19 protein-coding genes and 1 tRNA gene are annotated in these 20,944 nt (G+C 69.2%); 13 read left to right on the forward strand and 7 right to left on the reverse strand.

Annotation, left to right across the window (positions count from 1 at the left end; genetic code table 11):
- The first annotated feature begins 92 nt into the window (after window positions 1-92).
- Window positions 93-770 carry a Crp/Fnr family transcriptional regulator gene (locus HRL51_RS10950; RefSeq protein ID WP_172191810.1) on the forward strand — a complete coding sequence of 226 codons (678 nt, stop codon included), beginning with the start codon at window positions 93-95 and terminating at the stop codon, window positions 768-770.
- 82 nt (window positions 771-852) lie between these two features.
- Here the strand turns inward: HRL51_RS10950 and sp36 are convergent, their stop codons facing one another.
- Window positions 853-1,014: a Sp36 family protein gene (sp36, locus tag HRL51_RS10955; protein ID WP_172119170.1), complete on the reverse strand. Its 162-nt coding sequence runs from the start codon at window positions 1,012-1,014 to the stop codon at window positions 853-855.
- A gap of 73 nt (window positions 1,015-1,087) precedes the next feature.
- Window positions 1,088-1,408, reverse strand: a complete 321-nt coding sequence (locus HRL51_RS10960) for a WhiB family transcriptional regulator (protein ID WP_172119169.1) — start codon at window positions 1,406-1,408, stop codon at window positions 1,088-1,090.
- Window positions 1,409-1,692: 284 nt separating this feature from the next.
- Between HRL51_RS10960 and HRL51_RS10965 the strand changes: the two genes are divergently transcribed.
- From HRL51_RS10965 to HRL51_RS11010, 10 genes are all read left to right on the forward strand, one after another.
- Window positions 1,693-3,894 (forward strand): transglycosylase domain-containing protein, encoded by a 2,202-nt coding sequence (locus HRL51_RS10965; RefSeq protein ID WP_172191812.1) that lies wholly within the window; start codon window positions 1,693-1,695, stop codon window positions 3,892-3,894.
- Window positions 3,887-4,951: a metallophosphoesterase gene (locus tag HRL51_RS10970; protein ID WP_244960176.1), complete on the forward strand. Its 1,065-nt coding sequence runs from the start codon at window positions 3,887-3,889 to the stop codon at window positions 4,949-4,951. Before HRL51_RS10965 ends, HRL51_RS10970 begins: the two co-directional genes overlap by 8 nt.
- 63 nt (window positions 4,952-5,014) lie before the next feature.
- Window positions 5,015-5,088: transfer RNA gene (locus HRL51_RS10975), tRNA-Pro, on the forward strand.
- A gap of 105 nt (window positions 5,089-5,193) precedes the next feature.
- The gene (locus tag HRL51_RS10980) at window positions 5,194-6,774 is read left to right on the forward strand and encodes a diacylglycerol/lipid kinase family protein (RefSeq protein WP_172191814.1); all 1,581 of its coding nucleotides are present in this window, start codon (window positions 5,194-5,196) and stop codon (window positions 6,772-6,774) included.
- 123 nt (window positions 6,775-6,897) lie between these two features.
- Complete coding sequence (locus tag HRL51_RS10985) at window positions 6,898-8,346, forward strand: Mur ligase family protein (protein ID WP_172191816.1); 1,449 nt, start codon at window positions 6,898-6,900, stop codon at window positions 8,344-8,346.
- Window positions 8,343-9,113: a type 1 glutamine amidotransferase gene (locus HRL51_RS10990; RefSeq protein WP_244960177.1), complete on the forward strand. Its 771-nt coding sequence runs from the start codon at window positions 8,343-8,345 to the stop codon at window positions 9,111-9,113. The genes HRL51_RS10985 and HRL51_RS10990 overlap by 4 nt, the downstream gene beginning before the upstream one ends.
- Before the next feature lie 155 nt (window positions 9,114-9,268).
- The gene (locus HRL51_RS10995; RefSeq protein ID WP_172191818.1) at window positions 9,269-9,763 is read left to right on the forward strand and encodes an NUDIX hydrolase; all 495 of its coding nucleotides are present in this window, start codon (window positions 9,269-9,271) and stop codon (window positions 9,761-9,763) included.
- A 137-nt stretch (window positions 9,764-9,900) separates the two neighbouring features.
- Window positions 9,901-10,158: a FeoA family protein gene (locus HRL51_RS11000; protein WP_172119164.1), complete on the forward strand. Its 258-nt coding sequence runs from the start codon at window positions 9,901-9,903 to the stop codon at window positions 10,156-10,158.
- Window positions 10,155-12,302 (forward strand): ferrous iron transporter B, encoded by a 2,148-nt coding sequence (gene feoB, locus HRL51_RS11005; protein WP_172191819.1) that lies wholly within the window; start codon window positions 10,155-10,157, stop codon window positions 12,300-12,302. Before HRL51_RS11000 ends, feoB begins: the two co-directional genes overlap by 4 nt.
- 45 nt (window positions 12,303-12,347) lie before the next feature.
- Window positions 12,348-12,923 (forward strand): NifU family protein, encoded by a 576-nt coding sequence (locus HRL51_RS11010; RefSeq protein WP_172191820.1) that lies wholly within the window; start codon window positions 12,348-12,350, stop codon window positions 12,921-12,923.
- On the opposite strand, the gene HRL51_RS11015 is transcribed toward HRL51_RS11010, so the two are convergent.
- Window positions 12,920-15,280: a hypothetical protein gene (locus HRL51_RS11015; RefSeq protein ID WP_172191821.1), complete on the reverse strand. Its 2,361-nt coding sequence runs from the start codon at window positions 15,278-15,280 to the stop codon at window positions 12,920-12,922. The genes HRL51_RS11010 and HRL51_RS11015 overlap by 4 nt on opposite strands.
- Window positions 15,280-15,930: an ATP-binding cassette domain-containing protein gene (locus tag HRL51_RS11020; RefSeq protein WP_172191822.1), complete on the reverse strand. Its 651-nt coding sequence runs from the start codon at window positions 15,928-15,930 to the stop codon at window positions 15,280-15,282. Before HRL51_RS11020 ends, HRL51_RS11015 begins: the two co-directional genes overlap by 1 nt.
- A gap of 595 nt (window positions 15,931-16,525) precedes the next feature.
- On the opposite strand from HRL51_RS11020, the gene HRL51_RS11025 reads away from it, so the two are divergent.
- Both HRL51_RS11025 and HRL51_RS11030 read left to right on the forward strand, forming a co-directional pair.
- On the forward strand, window positions 16,526-16,771 hold the full coding sequence (locus HRL51_RS11025; protein WP_172191823.1) for a hypothetical protein: 246 nt from the start codon (window positions 16,526-16,528) through the stop codon (window positions 16,769-16,771).
- A gap of 9 nt (window positions 16,772-16,780) precedes the next feature.
- Window positions 16,781-17,161, forward strand: a complete 381-nt coding sequence (locus HRL51_RS11030; protein ID WP_172191824.1) for a hypothetical protein — start codon at window positions 16,781-16,783, stop codon at window positions 17,159-17,161.
- A 109-nt stretch (window positions 17,162-17,270) separates the two neighbouring features.
- Here the strand turns inward: HRL51_RS11030 and hemQ are convergent, their stop codons facing one another.
- From hemQ to HRL51_RS11040, 3 genes are read right to left on the reverse strand one after another with little or no spacing between them, the layout of a single operon-like run.
- Window positions 17,271-18,047, reverse strand: a complete 777-nt coding sequence (gene hemQ, locus HRL51_RS11815; RefSeq protein WP_244960178.1) for a hydrogen peroxide-dependent heme synthase — start codon at window positions 18,045-18,047, stop codon at window positions 17,271-17,273.
- A 57-nt stretch (window positions 18,048-18,104) separates the two neighbouring features.
- Window positions 18,105-19,463: a ferrochelatase gene (locus HRL51_RS11820; protein ID WP_244960179.1), complete on the reverse strand. Its 1,359-nt coding sequence runs from the start codon at window positions 19,461-19,463 to the stop codon at window positions 18,105-18,107.
- Window positions 19,456-20,874 (reverse strand): glutamyl-tRNA reductase, encoded by a 1,419-nt coding sequence (locus tag HRL51_RS11040; RefSeq protein ID WP_172191825.1) that lies wholly within the window; start codon window positions 20,872-20,874, stop codon window positions 19,456-19,458. The genes HRL51_RS11820 and HRL51_RS11040 overlap by 8 nt, the downstream gene beginning before the upstream one ends.
- Window positions 20,875-20,944 lie beyond the last annotated feature (70 nt).

Below are 20,944 nucleotides of genomic sequence, written 5' to 3' on the forward strand. Positions count from 1 at the left end.
TGCTCGACGGCGTGCCACAGGTCACAGACCGTGGCAAGATAGGCGGGGGACGGCCCGCACAGGCCCCATCGACCACACTCAGGAGGACCTTCGTGGACGAAAGCATCATCTCCAAGATTCCGCTCTTCGAGGGCATGAGCCCGCAGGAGCAGGAGGAGCTGCGCGCCATGATGACGCAGACGACCCTGCGCCGTGGCGAGACGCTCTTCAACGAGGGCGACAGGGGCGAGCGCCTGTACGTCCTGCTGTCGGGCAAGATCAAGCTCGGTCACGCCTCTCCTGACGGCCGCGAGAACCTCCTCGCGGTGCTGGGGCCCGGCGAGATCGTCGGCGAGCTGACCCTGTTCGACCCGGGCCCGCGCTCGACGACGGCGACTGCCGTGGCTCCGACGGACCTGCTCTCGCTGGAGCACACCCAGCTCATGAGCTTCATCGAGACCCACCCGACGCTGGCCAAGGACATGCTGCGCGCTCTGGCCCAGCGTCTGCGCCGCACCAACACGGCCCTGGCGGACCTGGTCTTCTCCGACGTCCCCGGACGCGTGGCCAAGGCCCTGCTCGACCTGGCCGACCGCTTCGGCTCGGCCACCGAGGACGGCGTGCACGTCCCCCACGACCTCACCCAGGAGGAGCTCGCCCAGCTGGTCGGCGCCTCCCGCGAGACGGTGAACAAGTCCCTGGCCGAGTTCGTCTCCCGCGGCTGGATCCGTCTGGAGGGCCGTGCGGTCACGCTGCTGGACATCGACCGCCTGCGTCGCCGCGCTCGCTGAGCGCCCGGCTGGCACACGCACGACGGCGCCGCCACCTTCTCCCGGAAGGTGGCGGCGCCGTCGTCAGTCAGGACGACTGGGCTCAGTCCTGCTTGGGGCGCTTGAGGTAGGCGACGAGGTTGTCCGAGCCCGTCGGCCCGGGCACGACCTGGACGAGCTCCCAGCCGTCAGCGCCCCACTGGTCGAGGATCTGCTTGGTAGCGTGGGTGAGCAGGGGGATGGTGGCGTACTCCCATGTAGTCATGCCCGCAGCCTACGGGGCCCGCACGGCTCCGGCCACCACGACCGCCGCCGGCACTCACCCCGCGGCGCGCGCCTCACCGCACACGGGCCAGGATGCGAGGAGCGCGGCGTGCGTGGATCTCTGCGACGAGCTCGTCGTCCTCACGACGCAGCCAGGCGCCCCAGTCGGTGACCTCGGGGAAGCGACGCAGCAGCGCCCGACGCTCACGCTCCGTCAGCCCACCCCAGACACCGAAGGAGGACTCTGAGTCCAGAGCCTCCGCCAGGCACTCCATCCGCACCGGGCAGGAGAAGCACAGGGAACGGGCGTCTCGCTGCTCGGCGCCCTTGCCGAACAGCTGGTCCGGCTCGACGGTGGCGCAGGCTGCACGGACAGCCCAGGTCTGGTCGGTCATCGTCTTCTCACAACCTTCCTTACAGCGAACCGACGCCAGTGTCGGCCGCGTCACAAAGAAACCGTATGTCACGTCAACGGAATTGACCAAATCCACATCACTGAGCGTCTCATTCACCGTACGCAATCGACTCCGACGGTGTAACGCACGCGCGAGCAGGCTCCGGCACGGCCTCGGTAGAGGCTGAGCCGAGGCGGTCAAGGTCCTCTCACCTCGCGCGAGTCAGGGCCCTTCGCGTCGTGCCCCACAGCGCCAACAGGCTCTGGCCACGTACCCTGGGCACCATGTCGCCCTCCTCCTCCCGTGGTCGCTCGCTCTCGCCAGCCCAGGTCATCTCGATGCTGCTGGTCTTCCTCCTGCTGTCCACAGCAGGAGGTATCGTGACGGCTGGATTCGCCGCTCCGCTGATCGGCGCCGCCTCCGCGGTGACGCGGGCCTCGCAGCAGCTCTTCGACGAGCTCCCCTCGGACTTCAACGTCCTGGAGCCCAGTCAGGTCTCGGTCATCAAGGCCGCGGACGGGACCGACCTGGCCCAGTTCTACGCCGAGAACCGCATCGTCGTCTCGCTGGACCAGATCTCGACGAACATGCAGAACGCGATCGTCGCCGTCGAGGACCAGCGCTTCTACCAGCACAAGGGCGTCGACCCCACCGGCATCGTGCGGGCCTTCGTCTCCAACGCCTCGGGCGGCTCGCAGGGCGCCTCCACCCTGACCCAGCAGTACGTGCGCAACGTCCTGATCGAGGCCGGCCTCCAGAAGGACGACGCCGCTGCCATCCGGGCCGCTACCGAGACGACCTACGCCCGCAAGCTCCGCGAGCTCAAGTACGCCCTGACCCTGGAGCAGAAGCACTCCAAGCAGCAGATCCTGGAGGGCTACCTCAACATCGCCGCCTTCGGTCCCTCGACCTACGGTGTCGAGGCCAGCTCGCGGCACTTCTTCTCCCACTCAGCGGCCGACCTGTCCGTCCCCGAGGCGGCGCTGCTGGCAGGCCTGACCAACGCCCCGGGCCTGTACGACCCGCTCACGAACCCGGACAAGGCCAAGAGCCGCATGGACTGGGTGCTGAAGAAGATGTACGAGGAGGAGTTCATCAGCAAGGAGGACTACGACCAGGCCGTCCAGGTCCAGGTCGCAGACCTCCTCCACGTCAGCAACAGCGTCGGCGGCTGTGCTGCTGCCGGGCCCGCGGCCTACTTCTGTGAGTACGCCGTCTCCGAGATCGAGAACTCCGACCTGTACGGCAAGGACGCGGCCTCGCGCCGCCAGCTGCTGCTGCGCGGCGGCCTGACGATCACCACGACGATGGACCCGGCCAAGCAGGCCGCTGCCGACGCTGCCGTCCAGGCCTACGTCCCCACCGGTGACCCGTCCAACGTCAAGGCCGCCTTGGTCTCGGTGGAGCCCGGAACCGGCCGGTTGCTGGCGATCGCTCAGAACACGAACTACGGCGACGCCACGCCCGAGGACCCCACGGCCACCCAGATCTCACTGGGCGTGGACGCCAACCACGGCGGGGTCGAGAACGCGAAGGGAACCTCCGGCTTCCAGCCAGGATCGACCTTCAAGGGGTTCGTCCTGGCTGAGTGGTACCAGCAGGGACGCTCCGGCTACGAGTCCTTCAACACCTCCCCCACCACCTTCCCCGCCTCAACCTGGACCATCTCCTGCAACCCGGGCGCCGCCTCCCCCTGGCCGGTCGGTAACGCCTCCCCCTCAGAGGGCGGGACGCACAACGTCATCGACTCCACCAGGATGTCGATCAACGTGGGGTTCGCCAGGATGACGGCAGCCATGGACATCTGCTCCATCACGGACCTGGCGGCGAAGATGGGCGTGACGACCAACGCCGGCGAGCCGCTCCAGCCGACGCCCTCGATCGCCCTCGGCTCCCAGGAGGTCACCGCCCTCCAGATGGCCAACGCCTACGCCACGTTCGCCGCCCACGGCGTCTACTGCAAGCCGATCGCCATCGACAAGATCCACGACTCCGACGGTACGGAGATGAAGGTGCCCTCAGCCTCCTGCAGCCAGGTCATGACCGCCGAGGCGGCGGACCAGGTCAGCGTCACCCTCCAGACCGTCCTCACCCCCTCCGGCACAGGACGAGGCGCCATCCTCTCCGGTGGCCGACCCGCTGCCGGCAAGACAGGGACGACCGACTACATGGACAACGCCTGGTTCGTCGGCTACACCCCGAGCCTGTCCGCAGCGGTGTGGCTCGGCCACTCCGACGGGTACCGTGCCATGAACCGCCAGGTCATCGGCGGGCGCTACTACGCCACGATGTACGGCTCGGACGCCCCGGCGCCGCTGTGGAAGACCTACATGGACGCCGCTCTGGCCGGCACTCCTGCTGAGCAGTTCAACCAGGTCAGCCTCGGCGTTCGCCCAGGCCCACAGCCCAAGGAGATCGAGGAGTCTGAGACCACCCAGGAGGCCCCGGCTGCCGAGGAGGAGTACGACGAGGAGAAGGATGAGTAGGCGCATGGGTGCCGCCCGCACGGCCGGCCACGTCCTTGGCCTCGGTACTGCTGCCGGCCTCGGCCTGCTCGGCTACGCGCTGCTTGAGGCGCGGATGCCGGTGCTGCGACGTCGGAGCGTCCCGGTCCTGGCACCCGGCCAGCAGCCGGTCACGGTCCTCCACCTGTCCGACCTGCACCTGACCGACCGCACCCAGGCACGTGTGGACTGGGTACGAGGGCTGGCTGACCTGCACCCCGACGTCGTCGTCAACACCGGGGACAACCTCTCCTTCGCCAGCGGGCTGCTGCCGCTCGGCCAGGCGCTGGAGCCCTTCCTCGGCCTGCCCGGCGCCTTCGTCATGGGGGACCACGACTACCGCTCCACCGTCTTCCGGCTCCCCACCCGCTACCTGCGCCCGGACCCGCGCAGCGCCGACTCCCCCGAGGACGCCAACGACGTCGAGGCCCTGCCCTGGCGGGCGGTCCGCGACCTCCAGTCCTCCGGCGGGTGGGTAGACCTCGGCAACACGCGCGGGACCCTGGAGGTGCACGGCCGGAGCATCGAGCTGGTCGGCGTGGACGACCCGCACGCCGACCGGGACGTCTACCCCGAGCCCGCCGGCCCTCACGACGACGGCGCCACGCCCGTCCTGGACCGAGAGGGCCGTCCGCTGCGGCTGGGCCTGACGCACGCCCCCTACCGCCGGATCCTCGACTCCATGAGCCGCGACGACGTCGACCTGGCCCTGGCCGGGCACACTCACGGCGGCCAGCTCTGCGTGCCTGGCTACGGGGCGCTCGTGACCAACTGCGACCTGGATCCCGCTCGTGCCTCAGGGCTGTCGCGCTATCCCGGGGCGCTGGAGGACCCTGCCGCAGTCGACCACATGTTCCTGCACGTCTCCGCCGGCCTGGGCACCAGCCCCTACACGCCGGTGCGCGTGGCCTGCAGGCCTGAGGCGACGCTCCTCACCCTCGTCCCCCCCAGCCTGAGAACGACGGTGGTCGCCCCAGCCCACCAGGCCGCACCGGTGCTCGGGTGCGTGACAGGCCGCCGTCGACCGGCTTCAGGGTGACTCACCCCTCAGTGCCTAGATTTCCCATGCTGGCACCGGGGTCGATATAGTTTCCGCTGCACACGGGGTGTGGCGCAGCTTGGTAGCGCGCTTCGTTCGGGACGAAGAGGTCGTGGGTTCAAATCCCGCCACCCCGACGGAAAGCCCGGAATCTCAGACCATGAGGTTCCGGGCTCGACCTTTCTCCGCGTCTGGCAGCCGGAGCGCGTACCGGCGGCGGCTGCCGTTAGGCTTGCTGACCGATGAGCACGAAGCAGACACCCCGGGGCTCCTTGGCACGGCGCCTGTGGACCTCACCGGAGATCACCCTCACCCTTGGTTCCGCGGTCCTGTTCGCCGTGTGGACCTGGCTCACCCTCGCCGGCCACCTAGGGTGGCTCGACCGGCTCCTGCGCCCTCCCTTCCTGCCCCCGCGCTCCCTCGCCGGCCAGGTCTCTGAGGCGTTCTCCCTGCTGACGCACCCCTTCTTCAGCGTCATCATGATCACTGGCGTCGCGGTCTTCTCCTACAAGGCCCGCATGCGCCGCCTGGCTCTAGCGATGGCCGTGGCCGCTGCCGGGCTCCCGGCCCAGGTGGTCCTGGCCTTCGTCATCGACCGGCCTCGCCCCCTGACCGCCTTCTCCGACTCCATCTCCCACTTCGGCGGCGCCTACCCAGCCAGCCACGTCACCACGATGACGATCCTGGCCTGGGTACTGGTCACCCTCACACGCGCCCACCGACGCTCCACCTCGATCGTGGCACGGTGGGCCGCCGTCGGCGTCGCCGTCGTCGCCCTGACCGCGGTGTCCCAGTGGACCATGGCCCTCATCCACGTCTCTGACGCCGTCGGTGGGGTCCTGCTGGGCGTGGCCGTGGCCAACCTGGCGCTGACGGTCGGAGGGCTGAGCACCATCCTCTCCGGCTGGGCCCACCTGGGCCTGCCCAAGGGCAGCGTGGACAAGCGCGCCGCCGTCATCCTCAACCCCACGAAGTTCGACGACCTGTCCCTGCTGCGCCGCCGCGTCGAGGCCGAGGTGCTGGCTGCCGGCTGGCACCCCACCACCTGGCTGGAGACCACTGCGGAGGACCCGGGCCACGAGGCTGCACACCGCGCGCTGGAGGCTGGGGTGGACCTTGTTATGGTGGCCGGCGGGGACGGCACCGTCCGCGCCGTGTCCTCCGAGCTCGCCGGCACGGGCACCCCCATGGCGCTGCTTCCCTCAGGCACCGGCAACCTGCTGGCCCGTAACCTCGGCGTCCCCCTGGACACCGACGCCGCCCTGCGCCTGGCCCTCAACGGCAGGACCGAGGCGATCGACGTCGTCCACGCCGTCAGCGACGCCGGGGAGGAGCGCTTCGTCGTCATGGCCGGCATGGGACTGGACGCCCAGATCATGGAGGACACGAACGACGACCTCAAGAAGGTCATACGCTCGGGCGCCTACGCCGTCGCCGCCGTGCAGAACGCCGTCCCGGACCCCTTCACCATCACCGTCACTATCGACGACGCCGAGCCGGTCGAGCACCAGGCCGTGATGGCGCTGCTGGGCAACGTCGGCACGATCACCGGCGGCATGACGCTATTCCCGGACGCCTCCCCCACCGACTCCCAGGTCGACCTGCTCATCGCCAGCCCGGACAAGGTCACCGACTGGGCCAAGCTCGGGGCCCAGGTCCTCACGGGCCGGGACATGTCCGGCTTCCCCGTCACCAGCGGTCACCGCGTCCTCATCGAGGCCGAGCGAGAGATCCCCTTCGAGCTGGACGGGGACACGGCCGGGAGCACGCGCCGGCTGGAGGTGCAGGTCGAGGAGGGTGCCCTCCACGTCGTCGTCCCCTGACGGGCCACGTCGGGCAGGCAGGGAACCAGGCCGGAGCGCCCACGACCTCCCGTCTGCTCGGCGACCAAGGACCTACACTGACCTGGCCGCTGTACGACCTTCTCCCTGCAGGAGCCGCACCCGATGACCAGCCTGGCCACGACACTGCGTTCAAGCGCCACCATCGCCCTGGGGCGGGGAGCGCGCCTGGCTGCGCGCCTGCGCGGCGGGGGCTCGGGCGGCACGGCGCTGCCGGGCCTGGTCGTCGAGAGGACGGATCCCGCGTTCCTCGGACGCGTGCTGGGCCAGCTGCCGCACGGCGTCGTCGTGGTCTCAGGGACCAACGGCAAGACGACGACGACGAAGATGGTCGTCCAGCTCCTCCGGTCCCAGGGGCTCAAGGTCCTGACCAACAGGACCGGCTCGAACTTCATCCGTGGCGTGCTCGCCTCCCTGCTCACCGAGGTCGACTGGCGCGGGCGCGTGGACGCCGACATCGCGGTCCTGGAGCTGGACGAGGCCCATGCCGTGCGCTTCGTCCAGCACGTGCGTCCCAAGGCCACGCTCCTGCTCAACGTCATGCGCGACCAGCTCGACCGCTTCGGCGAGGTCGACTACACCGCCTCCCTCCTGCACCAGGTTGCCCAGGCGACCACCGGCGTCGTCGTAGTCAACGCCGACGACCCGCGTCTGGTCGCGCCCCGTTTCCTGGGCACGCTGTCGGCCCGCACCGCGACGTTCGGCGTCGGCCCCGCCCTGCGCTCGGTCTTCCTGTCCGACGACGAGCTCCACACCGCGCGCACGACCCCGCCGACCAGCCCCGGCCCCGCTCACCAGGACGCTCCAGCCGGCGAGGGCAGTGACACCCGAGTCCTGCGCGCCGACGACCAGGCGCCCACCGCGCACTCGGGTGAGCCCGGCCCGCAGGCGGCGGCCCTGTCACGTCCCACCGTCCTGCTGGAGGAGCTGCACGGGCAGGAGGTCACGCTCCAGGTGCGCGGCGTCCAGCGCCGCACCGCCATGACGATCCCTGGCGTGCACAACCAGCTCAACGCCTGCGCCGCCCTGGCCCTGGCCCTGGAGGTACTGGGACCGAAGGCGGACGTCACCTCACTCCTCGACGAGCTCAGCCGGGTCGAGCCCGCATTCGGGCGCGGCGAGGTGGTGGAGCTCGACGGACGCGAGGTCGAGCTGTCCCTGGTGAAGAACCCCGCAGGCTTCCGTATGGCGCTGCTCACTGCTGCGCAGGCCGAGGAGGAGACAGGGCCCGAGGTGCTCATGGTCGCGATCAACGACGAGTACGCCGACGGCAGGGACATGTCCTGGCTGTGGGACGTCGAGCTCGCCAGCCTGCGCGAGGAGGGGGTTGCCGTCGTCACCGGGGTACGAGCCTGGGACATGGCGCTGCGGCTGCGCTATGACGAGGTACCTGTGGGCGCCGTCGAGCCGGACCTGGCCAAGGCGCTGGAGGTCCTGCGCGCCGCCTCTGGCCGCGAGGGCCGACGCATGCGGATCTTTACCAGCTACACCGCGATGCTGGCCCTGCGCCACCACCTGGGCGAGCTGACCGAGGTCGAGGAGGTCATGAAGTGACGCCCCCTGTCACCTACCGTCACACTACCGACGGCGCCGCGCGCGGACGCGTCCGACTGCTCCAGCTCTACCCCCGCGACATGAACATCTACGGGGACTGGGGCAACACCCTCGTGCTCGCCCGCCGCGCACAGTGGCAGGGCTACGACGTCGAGCTGCTGACCTACGACCCGGGTGACGACCTGCCCTCCGACGTCCACCTCGTCGTCGGCGGGGGTGGGCAGGACTCGGGCCAGCTGCGGATCAAGGACGACCTGGCCCACCGCGCCGCCGACCTGCGCGCGTGGGCCGCTGACGGCGTCCCGATGCTCGTCATCTGCGGTCTCTACCAGCTCTTCGGGCACCGCTTCATCACCTCCTCAGGCGCCGAGGTCCCCGGGGTGTCCGTGCTCGACGCGCAGACCGTCGCCGGCCCAAGGCGGCTGATCGGCAACATCACGCTGGACACCGAGGACCTGGGGCCGGTGGTCGGCTACGAGAACCACTCCGGGCTGACCACCCTGGGGCCACAGGCCCGCCCCTTCGGCACCGTGCGCAGCGGGGACGGCAACAACGGCTCTGACGGCACCGAGGGAGGGCGCGTCCACCACGTCATCGGGACCTACCTGCACGGCTCGCTGCTGCCCAAGAACCCGGCCGTCGCTGACTGGCTGCTGGCGCGCGCGGTCGAGCACGCCGGCGGCACCTGGCAGCCCGAGCCCCTCAACGACCCGGTCGAGGCGTGGGCGGCGCAGGCCCGCAAGGTCGCTGCGTCCCGGCCACGCTGAGGCTGCCCCCTTCTCTGCGCTCGCTACCCCTTCGTGCTGCCAGCCACCCCAAGGTGACCACCGCACCCGGTGGGAGCGCTGCATGGGGTAGCGAAGGCGGTACAGGGATAGCAGCCGGTCCCAAGGGACAGCGACGAACGCGAAAGGATAGCGCCATGCCGACACCAGACTTCATCCTGTCCCTGCGAGCCAAGATCGGGCACGACCAGCTGTGGCTGCCCGGCGTGAGCGTCGTCGTCACAGACCCTGAGGGGCGGGTCCTCCTCGGCCGGCGCTCGGACAGCGGGCGCTGGGCCGTGGTCTCTGGCGTCCCCGAGCCCGGTGAGCAGCCAGCCGCGGCCGCGCTGCGCGAGTGCGAGGAGGAGACCGGCGTCGCCCCTGAGATCCTCGGGGTCACCGCCGTCGAGGCGGAGGAGCCGATCGAGTTCCCCAACGGGGACCGTTGCGTATTCATGTCGATCGACTTCGTGGCCCGCACGGACACCGCCGGCGCGGCACGGGCCCGTGTCGGTGACGAGGAGTCGACGGCGGTGGGCTGGTTCTCCCCTGACGCGCTGCCCGAGCCTGTCCCCCGCTCCACCCGCCGCAGGATCGAGGCTGCCCGGGCCTGGCTCGACCAGCCTGGCAGCGGGGCACGCTTCCGGCTCTAGGACGAGCGCCCCGGGCGTGAGTCCTCTCTCACCTTGCCTGACAAGGACTCTCGACCTGTCACCATGAGTGTTATAAGGCTAGCCTAATCTTCTGTCACGGGACGACCATGTCCCGTGCCCCAACAGAAGGACCCCAGATGAGCACCGCCGTCGTGGAGCAGACCCCCCTGTCGCTGCTTCGACGTGGCCAGCGCGGCCGCGTCACCACCGTCACCGAGGAGCGAGGCACCCAGCTCGCCCGACGACTGGTCGACCTCGGACTGGAGCCCGGACGTGAGGTGCTCGTGGGCCGCAGGGCTCCGCTGGGAGACCCCACCACCTACACGGTGGCCGACTACTCCCTCAGCCTGCGCCGTCATGACGCCGCCCTGGTCATGGTGGAGGTCCTGGCATGAGCATCCCGGTCACCTCCACCGCCTCCGCCTCCTGCCACGACGACGGCGCCGTCTGCTACTGCGGGACCGACTCCGGCCGCGTCCACGCCGGCGCGGACCGCATCGCGCTGGCAGGCTCCCCCAACGCCGGAAAGACCTCCATCTACAACTCCCTGACGGGTCTTCGCGCCAAGACCGGCAACTACCCCGGCGTCACGGTGGCCCGCGCCGTCGGCACGTGCCAGCTCACCGCCCGCGAGGCCGGCCTGGAGGAAGGCGACGCTCCTCGCCGTGTGCCGGTCACCATCGAGGACCTGCCCGGCGCCTACTCCCTGGAGCCCATCAGCCCCGACGAGCAGGTCGTCCTCGACGTGCTCACCGGCCGGCTGGCCGAGCAGGAGGCTCCGGACGCGCTCGTCGTCGTCATCGACGCCACGACGCTCTCGCGCTCCCTGGGCCTGGCCGCCCAGGCCCTCGCCCTGGGCCTACCCACCTGCCTGGCCGTCACCATGACTGACGAGCTGACCCGCCGCGGCGGCCGCCTGGACGTCGAGGCGCTGGGCCGCGCCGTCGGTGTTCCTGCCGTGCGCGTCATCGGCAACCGCTCGGTGGGCATCACCCGGCTACGCGAGGCCATCGGCTCCTGGCGCACCTGGGAGCGCGTGCCCCTCGCCCCGCCGACCAGCGGGGCCGAGCGGCTGAGCTGGACCGAGTCCGTGCTGGAGGCGGCGGACTACGTGCCGCCCAGCGAGGACCGGCGCACTGCCGCGGTCGACCGGGTCCTGCTGCACCCCGTGTGGGGCACGCTCATCTTCTTCGCCGTCATGTACCTCTTCTTCCAGGCGATCTTCACCTGGGCGGCGCCCTTCCAGGACGCGATCGAGTCGGCCTTCGGGTGGCTGGGAGCACAGGTCCACTCCTGGCTGGACGGCCCGGCACCCGTACTGGCCGGGCTGCTGGGCGACGGCGTCATCGGCGGCGTGGGCGGGGTCCTCACCTTCATCCCGCAGATCGTCATCATGTTCCTGCTCATCGCCCTTATGGAGGGTGTGGGGTACATGGCGCGGGCCGCCTTCCTCATGGACCGGGTCATGGCCTCAGCCGGCCTGGAAGGACGCGCCTTCGTGGCGCTGCTGTCCTCCTTCGCCTGCGCGATCCCCGGCATCATGGCCACGCGTACCCTGCCCAGCGCCAAGGACAGGCTCGCCACGATGCTGGCGGCGCCGCTCATGACCTGCTCGGCGCGGCTGCCGGTCTACATCATCATGATCTCCCTGCTCGTAGGGCCTGAGGACCGCATCGGCCCCTTCGGCGCACGCGGGACGATCATGTTCGTCCTGTACCTGGCCGGGGCGGTGGCCGCGATGACGGCGGCCTGGGCGGTCAAGAGGCTCACCGACCGCGGCGGGACGCTCCTGCCTTTCTACATGGAGATGCCGCCCTACCGCCTCCCACGGGCCAGGACCGTCGGCGTCGTGGTGTGGGACGCGGCCAAGGGGTTTGCCAAGAAGGCCGGGACGATCATCCTGACCGCCACGATCGTCATCTGGGTGCTGCTCAACGTCCCGCTGCGCTCCGACGCCGAGTTCGAGGCCTACTGCGCCAGTTCTGCCGAGTGCTCCGCGGTGGCCCAGGCGGTGGAGTCCCCGGCGGCCTCTACGGTGGTCGGGGAGGACGGCGCGCCGGTGACGGACGCTGAGGAGCTGGCTGCGCTCTACGACGCCCAGCGCACCAGCTACGTCATGGACAGCTCCTGGGGCGCCGCCGTCGGCCGCTTCGTGGAGCCGGTCTTTGAGCCGCTGGGCTTTGAGTGGCGGGTCAACGTCGCGGTGCTCTCCTCGCTGGCGGCACGCGAGACCTTTGTGGCCACGCTGGGCCAGATGGGTGCCGCCTCGGACCCGGAGGCGCCCACCGCGCAGCTTCAGGCCATGACCTACCAGCGGGACACGCTCACCAACTCGGCCGGTGAGCAGGTCTTCAACCCGGCCACGGTCGCCGCGATCCTCGCCTTCTTCGTCTTCGCGATGCAGTGCATGGCTACGGCGGGCACCATCCGCCGTGAGACGGGGACGTGGAGGTGGGCGGCGGTTGCCTATGGCTACCTGTTCGTGCTGGCCTGGGTCGCAGGAGCAGTGGTGCACGCCGTCGTCGCCGCGCTCATGTGACGCCGGCACCCGGAGTCACCGTCACACAGAGAGGAGCAGCCCGCCGTGCCCGTGGTCCCCACCCACCCGGTGACGACGCCGGACCCCGCGGTCCTGCGCTGGGTGGTACCCGATGGCTTGCTGCCCTTCACCGGGTCGGTGGCGCGCGCCCCGCGCATGCTCCAGGCGCTGCTCGACGACGGCGTGCTGGCCGGCCTCGAGGTAGCGCCTGGCGCGGTGCTGACCCTGCTCGCCCCTGGGCGCACCTGGGGCGAGGCTGGACCAGCTGTACGGGCAGCCCTCGTTGACGCGCTGGGGATCCCCGGCTCGTGGGAGGCCGCGCCCGGCGCCGTCGGGGTCGGACCGGACGAGGTGCTGGAGGCCGCCGCCCGAGAGATCGCGGAGGGACCGGTCGCAGCGATCGCACGCGCCCATGGAGGCAGCTTCACGGTCCAGCGCGTGAGGGACGGCGTCGTCGAGATCGCGCTGGAGGGCGCGTGCCACGACTGCCCGGCCGCCGTCGTCACCATGCACGCGCGCTTCGAGCACCTGCTGCGCCGCCGCTGCCCGTGGCTGGTGAGCGTGCGCGAGGTGCCGAGGTCCACACCTCACAACGTTATTTCACCTACACCCGCTGGCTAGACACCGGCGTCGCCATTGCTGGGGCTACAAGCCCCAGCAACCAGCAGACCGGCGGACACCAATGCCGACGCCACAACGGGCATAGCCCACCACCAACCGAAAGAGCCGGTCACTAGGGGATTGTTCATCAGCACAGCCGGCTGCGCTCCGAAGCGGCCAAATAGGGATGCTGTGGCCGTGCACACCACCAGACTCACGCTCAATGGCACGGTGAGAGCACACTGACGGTATCTATCAGCGCCGTAGTCCCGCGCCTGCAGGCGCACAGACCGTAGCCGTCCCAAGAACGTGATCGCCGCGAGTCCTTGGCCGATCATTGCCGCCAGGCCTGCAGCAATCGGCAGGGCGAGTGCCTGTCTCATCAGCTGGCGCCGCTCCGGAGAGTCCGGTTCGATGACAAATGCATAGCCGGCCCGGGTGATGACGTCGCTACGGAAGGCATCGCGTCGATCGTCTGGAAGGGAACCGAAGTGTGGCAGGTAGATCGTCCGTCCAGTAGACGGAATGAGCCCCAGCTCCCCCACCTGCACATCGTCAGCGCTGAGCACCACGTCAGGTAGCCATTGATTGTCTAACAAACTCGACGGCGACAATCCCGTCATCTCAGCAGTCTCCTCGACCTGGTCCGTAGCCGGGGTGAAGAAGACAAGCGTCGCTCGCCCTTCCGCGCCGCCTCCCAGCAACTCGGTTGCCGCAGTACCAGCCAGCTCTGCCGCAGGCCCCTGCTCAGGGGCCAAGGCGACCAGTCCGAGAGCACTGAAGCACAAGGCCGAGGTGCAGCTTGCTTCGCCCGCCGGGCCAACCCGCGGCTGATGCTGATCCTCACGCAACTGTGTGAACACGAAGGCCGATTCCATCGCTTGCGGGTAGGCGGCGGTCAACACGGAGACGTCCTGTGCAGTGAGTCCTTGAACCGTAAGTGTCTGGTCTTCTTGCCCCTCAGTCCCATTCGTGAGGCCGAAGTGAAGGTTTGCACTGTAGAAGGAAGCGAAACCGGTGAACATCATCGTGACCATGAGAACAGGAAGTGCGACGGTAAGACAGTGTCGCACTGCTGTGCCCGCGATAGGGGTACGCCGCAACCACGGCAGGCTGAATAGCAGTACCGGCGTAGTCAATGCCGCCAGAATCACTCCCAGAACATGACCGGTGAGCACCCGATGCGGCTCTGCAACCCGCAAGTAGACGAGTGCCATTGCCGCGATCGTCCCTACCGCACCCAGCACCACTCCGTAGGTGGGGCGCAGGCGCCAGGCCGCGCCTCGCGTATCGGCCGACCAGCGGCGCAGCCGGTCCGGCAACGCTCCCAGTAGGCCAGCAAGTAACAACCAGGCTGCGGTGAGACCCAGGACCTGCGCCAGCACCGGCCGATAACCGGCCCAGTACTGACCCAACGCCGAGCCGATGCTCCCGTAGCCCACGCCGAGAACCACCTGAGCCAGGATGATCCCTAGAACACTACCGATGATGAGCGTGAGCGGCATGGCCGCACCAGCCAGGGCCTGCGCGCGGCGTGGCGTCGCACCCGCAGCTCGCAGCGCCCCGGCAACGCGCTCGACACGGGGGCGGTGTGCCGCCAGAGCCGCCCCGCAACCTGCTCCAGCACTCAGGAGTAGCAGCACCACCAGAACGGGGAAGCCAGCCAGCCGCCGAGAACTGACTTCCTGCGTTGCAGCACGGACCGCCTGGTCGATCCCCGCTGTCGTGACCGCACCGCTGCCGCACTGCTGTTCCAGCCTGATCTGTTCACACGGGTTGGTATTACTCAGCCAGGAGGAAACAACCCCACTCCCATCATTCCCCAGGAGATCACCAACAATCACGGTAGCCGTAAGATCACCTGTAGCAGAGGGATTACGGGTCACGCCCGTCACCGTATATGCCCGAGCACCCGCAGGCATGTCTTCCGCAGTCAGTTCCAGGTGATCCCCTATATGCAGGCCCGTGCGGCGGGCGACCTCAACGGAGATCGAGGCCTCGCCGTCAGCAGCTGGATACTCACCCTGCACAAGTAGGCCGGAACGGGAGGGCCCGCTCAGCGCATACGCCTGTACATCAGAGGTGGCCCGCGGCCCGGTTACGGCGGCGCTGGCACGCAGTACCGCCACCGCCTGCCCATGACTTGCCAGCGTACGCATGTAGTCGGAAAGCTCATCACTGTCGCCACCGACCTGGTAATCGTAGCCGCCGAATTCAACGCGGGCCCCGGCCTCCACCACGGCCAGGAAGGTGGCCCTCGCACTGAGCAGCAGGGAACCGAACAAGGCCAGGCCACCTGCCACCAACAGTGCCGCGGCGAACAGTCCCGGACGCCCAGACATCGACCGGGTGATGACCCTGGATTGCAGTCGGGTCATCACAGACCTCCGTCAGCCCCAGCATCTGCGACAGGTATCTCGGCCACGAGGTCGTGGTCACGAATACGCAACACTACGTCGGCATGTTCCGCGACCACCGGGTCATGGGTCGCCACCAGAACCAGTAGTCCGTCGTCATGCGCAAGGTCAACAAAGCGCTGCGCGATCTCCCGGGTCGCGGTCTCGTCGACCGCGCCAGTCGGCTCATCGGCCAGCAGGACCTGGGGAGCCGTCGCTAATGCGCGAGCGATAGCCACTCGCTGCTGCTCACCCCCAGAAAGACTACCCACGACGGCCTCGGCACGCCCGGCAAGCCCAAGTTTTTCCAGCAGTGCAGCGGCATCCGGGAGAGGACCCACACCACCACTTGCCGAGGCAAATTCTTGGGCCAGCTTCACATTCTCAACAGAGGTTAGGTACGGAACCAACCGATAGTCCTGGTAGACCTGAGCCACGCGTCGGCTGCCATCCGCACCCGTAAACTTAATCGTCCCGGTATCCGGTCCGAGGTCACCGGTGATCAAACGGAACAGGGTGGTCTTACCCGCACCGGAGGGTCCCATCACCGCATACAGCCGCCCAGCCGTAAGGCGACAGGTGACGTCCCGATATATCACGCGCTCGCGCACGCCGCGGTAGGAGAATCCCACCCCGGTCAGGGTAACTTCTGGATGTCCAGGCATCACCGAGGCGCCTGATCGACACGTGCACTGCGAGGCCAAATGCTACTGGTCGGCGACGTGTAGTAATACGGCGTGTAATGCCAGGTATTGGTATTCGTGAACCACGATGAGTGGTAGTCGGGAGAATTCGTCAGATCGAGAGTCACGCGAACCTTCGTATCACTGCCAATGCTTGAACAGGTGCCCGCCGCGCGAGTAGCGCCAACTATCGTCTGAAGCTCCGCACTACAATTAGACGACAACGCATCCGCACTGGGTGCGATTGATACAAAGCACCCCACAGTGAACAGCGTTGACAACGCCACCGTGAACACACCACGCCTCAGCGGACTTGACTTCACCATTGCAATCAACCTCTTTTGCCCGACCTCATCGAAGAGCAAGGGCAACTCAATGAGACACGCCCCGAAAGGAACCAAAACAATGATAGACCGTATGACCTGAAACACATCCCGGCATATATATATAACAAATCGATAACAACCGAGATGGCCGTCACGCTGTCAGGCATCCGTAGACTGGTGCAGTAGGTGTTCACAGGCCAGATGGAGGTCGCCGAACTGTGGCTAGCACGTACTCGCGTCTTCTTTCCCGCCTGGGCAGCACCGTCGCCGCTCTCTCAGGCGCGCTGCTGGTCATTGCCGTGTACGCCCACCTCACGGACAGGACCTTCTGGGAGGGGCTCACCTCACTGTGGGTGCCCCTCGTCATCTACCTGCCCGCGGTGGCCTGGAGCATTTGGCGCTCTCCCGTGCCGCAGACCGGCACACAGGCGCATACTGAGGAGGCGAGCAGCACGACGAGGTGAGGAGCTCCCGTGGATCCAGTTCAGCCCCTGAGCGGTGACGCCTACCGCGGCGTGGACAGCCTGTCGACCGGACGTCTGCTCACCGACGTCGTCTGCTACGCCGTCGTCACCCTTGCTGCCGTGCAGGCACCTGGACCGTGGCGCTACCTGGCGCTGCTGGCCGGGCCGGTCCTCATCGCCAGCACCGAGCTCGCCTCTCAGCGTCGTCGGCACGGTCCCGCACCCGATGGCGCCCCCAGCGTTCCCCTGCGACGTCTCACCTGCGAGATCGCCGTCGGCCTCCTGCTCGCGGCGCTCACGCTCTGGCTGGGCTGGCCGGTGGCCCTCTCACTCCTTGCCGCCGCACCCGCCGTGCTGGCCCTGCTCATGTGGCTCACCCAGCCGCGATAGCACCTCAGAACACAGGACGGCCCCTGCGCCACACGGACAAGGTCGTACCAGGGTTCCTGGTCGTCCGCGTGAGGCCGGGGCCGTCCCGCTGGGAGGGTGAGCCTGGGGCTCAGGAGCGGGGCTGACGCTCGGCCCACTCGGCCGGGCTCACGCGCACGCCGGTGTAGAAGGGGGTGTCCTCGCGCACGTGCAGGCGCGCCTCGGTGTAGCGCTGGTGGTGGATGACGCCCTCCAGACGGTCAAGGGTGTCCGCCTCGAAGCCGAGGATCCACTCGTAGTCGCTCAGCCCCATGGTCGACAGCGTCGAGCCCTTGACATCAGGATACTTGGAGAAGCCGTTGCGCCCGTGCTCCTTCATGATCCGCGAGCGCTCCTCAGCCGGCAGCAGGTACCAGTCGTAGGACCGCACGAAGGGGTAGACCATGAGCCAGTCGCGCGGTACCACGCCACCGAAGCAGGCGGGGATGTGCATGCGGTTGAACTCGGCCGGAGTGTGCAGACCCATGCAGGACCACACGGGCTCCAGGTAGCGCCCCAGCGCGCTGGCGCGCAGACGGTGGTTGGCGTCCTGTAGCTTCTCGGGGTCGTCGTCGAGCCACCACACGAGCAGGTCGGCGTCAGAGCGGAAGCCGGAGACGTCGTACCAGCCGCGGGTGGTCACCTCGGACTGCTCGACGTAGTACTGCGACTCCCCGACCAGGCGGCGACGCGTGTCCTCCAGCGGCGGCAGCGGCTGGGTGAGGCGGAAGACCGCGTAGAGGGCGTAGTGGTTCTTGTTGTTGACCTCGTCGAGGTCAACGTGGCGGGCGTCGCGCGGGTCGTGCTGGTAGTGGCCGTGGGACTCGGAGCCTCCGGCGGTCGCGGCCGGGGTGGTCTGGTCAGTCATGGTGGACTCCCTCGTTGGTGGTGGGGTGGTGGTTGGTCTGGGTGGACGATGGCGGGCTCAGCCCTGCCCGTGCGGGCCTGCGGGACGGGCGTGGGGGCGACGACGCACCCCGGGACGGCAGCAGGCGTCCGGGCAGACGGTGTGGAAGGGCCCGGTGCCGGTAGTCGAGTCCGGCTCCACCTCCTCACCACGGGCGACGGCAGCCCGCTCCAGAAGGATATCGGCCAGCGAGGCGACAAAGGCCGGGTGCGTGCCCGCCGTTGCCGCTCGCACGTAGGGCAGGTGGAGGCTCTCAGCGGTCTGGCGGGCCTCGGTGTCCAGGTCGAAGACGACCTCCATGTGGTCCGCCACGAAGCCGATCGGCGCGACGACGACGCCCGTGGGCACCGCCACCGCCGTCCCGTCGGTCAGGCGCCCGACTGCCAGGGCCTCCAGGTGGTCGTTGACGTCAGGCTCCAGCCACCGGGCCTGGGGCGGGCCCGAGCGCGAGCAGTAGACCAGGTCCGTGCGCGGGTCCTCGGCCAGTCCCAGGCGCTCGCGGACCCGCGGCAGCAGGACCTCGGCCAGGCGCTGGTGCTGCTCGACGTAGGAGATCTCCGTGGACAGGTCCGGGGCCACACCCGGCTCCGCCACGGCCGGGCCGGCGCCAGCCGCCCGCTCCTGCGCGTGCGGGCCGGAGTCCTCCTCCATGCCGACCGGTACCGAGTGGGTCACCAGCACGAGCCTCACCCCGCTGGGCTCCACCCCCTGGGCCTGAAGCTGGCGGTAGGCGGCGACGATCGCGTCGACGTTGGCCTCCAGCATGCCGGGGGTGTTGTAGAAGGGGCGGGTCTTGTCCACCGTGAGCTCGACCGGCGCACCTCCGGCTCCACCGACCCGAGCAGCGGCGTCGGCCTCCCAGCCCTGACCGGTCTCACCGTCGGCGCCTGCGGCCAGGAGGGCGAGCGCACCAGCCGTGTCCTCACGGTACTGGCGGCAGCCGGAGTAGGAGCCGTAGGCGGAGGTGGTCATCGTCAGCACACGGCGAGCACCGCCGTCGGCCAGCGAGCGCATGGCCTCGGAGACGAAGGGGTGCCAGTTGCGGTTGCCGATGGCCACAGGCACGCGCGAGCCGCGGCGGGCGAGCTCGGCACGCAGGGCCTCCAGCATCTCGGCGTTGCGGGCGTTGATCGGGGAGACCCCGCCAAAGCGCCCGTAGTGCCCGGAGACCTCCAGCAGGCGGGAGTCAGGCACCCCACGTCCGGCCGTGGCGTTGCGCATGAAGGGCAGGACGTCGTCGGGGCCCGTGGGACCGCCGTAGGACAGGACGAGGACAGCGTCGTAGGGAGCCAGCGGGTCGGGCGACGACGGCCCAGCCTCCTGTCCTCCTGCGGAGACGGGCGAGCCGACGTGGGCGGGGACGGTAGTCTCAGTCATGGGTCCTCTCAGTCTGGACGGGCTGTCCTGAGGCAGGAGCGCCCCCGGTGACGTGGACCGGACAGGCCGTGGGAGCCTGGGCGCCAGCGAGCAGGGCACTGGTGACCTCCGGCCCCAGGAGCATCGGCAGTGCTGCCAGGTACTCCTCGTCCCGGCCGGCCTCCCCGGCCTGTCGGGCGGCGACGCTCGGGTGGTGGAGCAGCCGGGCCGCCAGACGGCGCAGCGCGCGGGCGGCGTCATCAGCGTCCACCACGCCGTCGCGCACACGCAGGCGAGCGACCTCGCGCTCGACCATCTCGTCGACGTGCGTGCGCAGCCCGGTGATGACGGGGTCCATACGACGCCCACCCGCCATGCGGGTGAAGGAAGCGACCTCCTCCCTCACGATCGCGCGGGCGGCCTCCACCTGCGCGGCCTCGGCCTCAGGCACTGACCTCTGGACGCTGGGAAGGTCGATAAGCAGGACGCCCGGCAGGCTGCCCACCGCTTCCTCGACGTCACGCATGAGCGCCAGGTCGAGGATGACGAGCGGACGCTCAGGCGGCTCGGCAGGCGAGCAGGGGTCCTCGTGGCGGTCCAGGAGGGCCGGTTCGACGGGCTGGCGCAGCCGGGCCGCAGGCTCGACCAGCTCGCGGGTGAGCACCGGGGCACCCAGGCCTCGGCAGGTGACCACGAGGTCCGCCAGCTCCAGGGCAGCTGGCAGCGTCTCCTCGGTGACGACACGCAGGTGGTGCCCGTCAGCAAAGGCCTGCACGCGGTCCGAGCGGGAGTAGACCTCCAGGTCCGTGACCCCGCGCTCACGCAGCGCGGTGACGGTGGCGCCGGCGTAGGCCCCGGTCCCCACCAGCAGGACCCGCACCCCGTCCAGGGGCGGAAGCTGCCGTGCTGCCAGGTCGAGGCCGACGGCGACGACGCTGCGTCCGTTGCCGCTCAGCCCCGTGGAGCAGGCCACGCGCCGGGAGGTGGTTGAGGCGTGCTCGACGGCGCGAGCGAGCGCTCCGGTCAGGGTGCGGTCCTGGTGGGCCAGGATCATGGCGCGGCGCAGCTGGCCCGCGATCTCACGCTCACCTATGACCATGGACTCCAGCCCGGCTGCTGTCGCGAAGAGCTGGGCGACGGCGTCCACGCCGTGCCAGGAGCGCAGCGTGAGGGCGTCCAGGTCGGCTCGCGCGGCGAGGAAGCCGGTCACGGCCTCGCTGATCTCGCCAGCCACCTCATCAGGTCGGGAGCCTGTGGCGGCAGGCGCGTCAAGCAGGATGGCCAGGCGGTTGCAGGTCCCCAGCACCACCACGCCGTCGAGACCGGGGACCGCGCTCAGGAGGTCAGGCCCCAGGTGCGCGACGACGCCACCCAGCCGGGCAACGAGGTCGAGCCCGTGGGTGTGGTGGTCAGCAGACAGAAGATGAAGCACAGCAGGGTGTATTCAAGCACCCGGGCAAAGAAAGGGCACAATGGGGAGCGGGAACGCGAGGAAATATGAG

Origin of the sequence: Actinomyces faecalis (genome assembly GCF_013184985.2) — a bacterium.
In the GTDB taxonomy this organism is placed as follows: domain Bacteria; phylum Actinomycetota; class Actinomycetes; order Actinomycetales; family Actinomycetaceae; genus Actinomyces; species Actinomyces faecalis.

What these genes read in the sequence shown, in the direction of transcription:
- sp36 (WP_172119170.1), bottom strand. Translation starts at nt 1,014, where the DNA reads ATGACTACATGGGAGTACGCCACCATCCCCCTGCTCACCCACGCTACC.
- HRL51_RS10960 (WP_172119169.1), bottom strand. Translation starts at nt 1,408, where the DNA reads ATGACCGACCAGACCTGGGCTGTCCGTGCAGCCTGCGCCACCGTCGAG.
- HRL51_RS10965 (WP_172191812.1), top strand. Translation starts at nt 1,693, where the DNA reads ATGTCGCCCTCCTCCTCCCGTGGTCGCTCGCTCTCGCCAGCCCAGGTC.
- HRL51_RS10970 (WP_244960176.1), top strand. Translation starts at nt 3,887, where the DNA reads ATGAGTAGGCGCATGGGTGCCGCCCGCACGGCCGGCCACGTCCTTGGC.
- HRL51_RS10980 (WP_172191814.1), top strand. Translation starts at nt 5,194, where the DNA reads ATGAGCACGAAGCAGACACCCCGGGGCTCCTTGGCACGGCGCCTGTGG.
- HRL51_RS10985 (WP_172191816.1), top strand. Translation starts at nt 6,898, where the DNA reads ATGACCAGCCTGGCCACGACACTGCGTTCAAGCGCCACCATCGCCCTG.
- HRL51_RS10995 (WP_172191818.1), top strand. Translation starts at nt 9,269, where the DNA reads ATGCCGACACCAGACTTCATCCTGTCCCTGCGAGCCAAGATCGGGCAC.
- HRL51_RS11000 (WP_172119164.1), top strand. Translation starts at nt 9,901, where the DNA reads ATGAGCACCGCCGTCGTGGAGCAGACCCCCCTGTCGCTGCTTCGACGT.
- feoB (WP_172191819.1), top strand. Translation starts at nt 10,155, where the DNA reads ATGAGCATCCCGGTCACCTCCACCGCCTCCGCCTCCTGCCACGACGAC.
- HRL51_RS11015 (WP_172191821.1), bottom strand. Translation starts at nt 15,280, where the DNA reads ATGACCCGACTGCAATCCAGGGTCATCACCCGGTCGATGTCTGGGCGT.
- hemQ (WP_244960178.1), bottom strand. Translation starts at nt 18,047, where the DNA reads ATGACTGACCAGACCACCCCGGCCGCGACCGCCGGAGGCTCCGAGTCC.
- HRL51_RS11820 (WP_244960179.1), bottom strand. Translation starts at nt 19,463, where the DNA reads ATGACTGAGACTACCGTCCCCGCCCACGTCGGCTCGCCCGTCTCCGCA.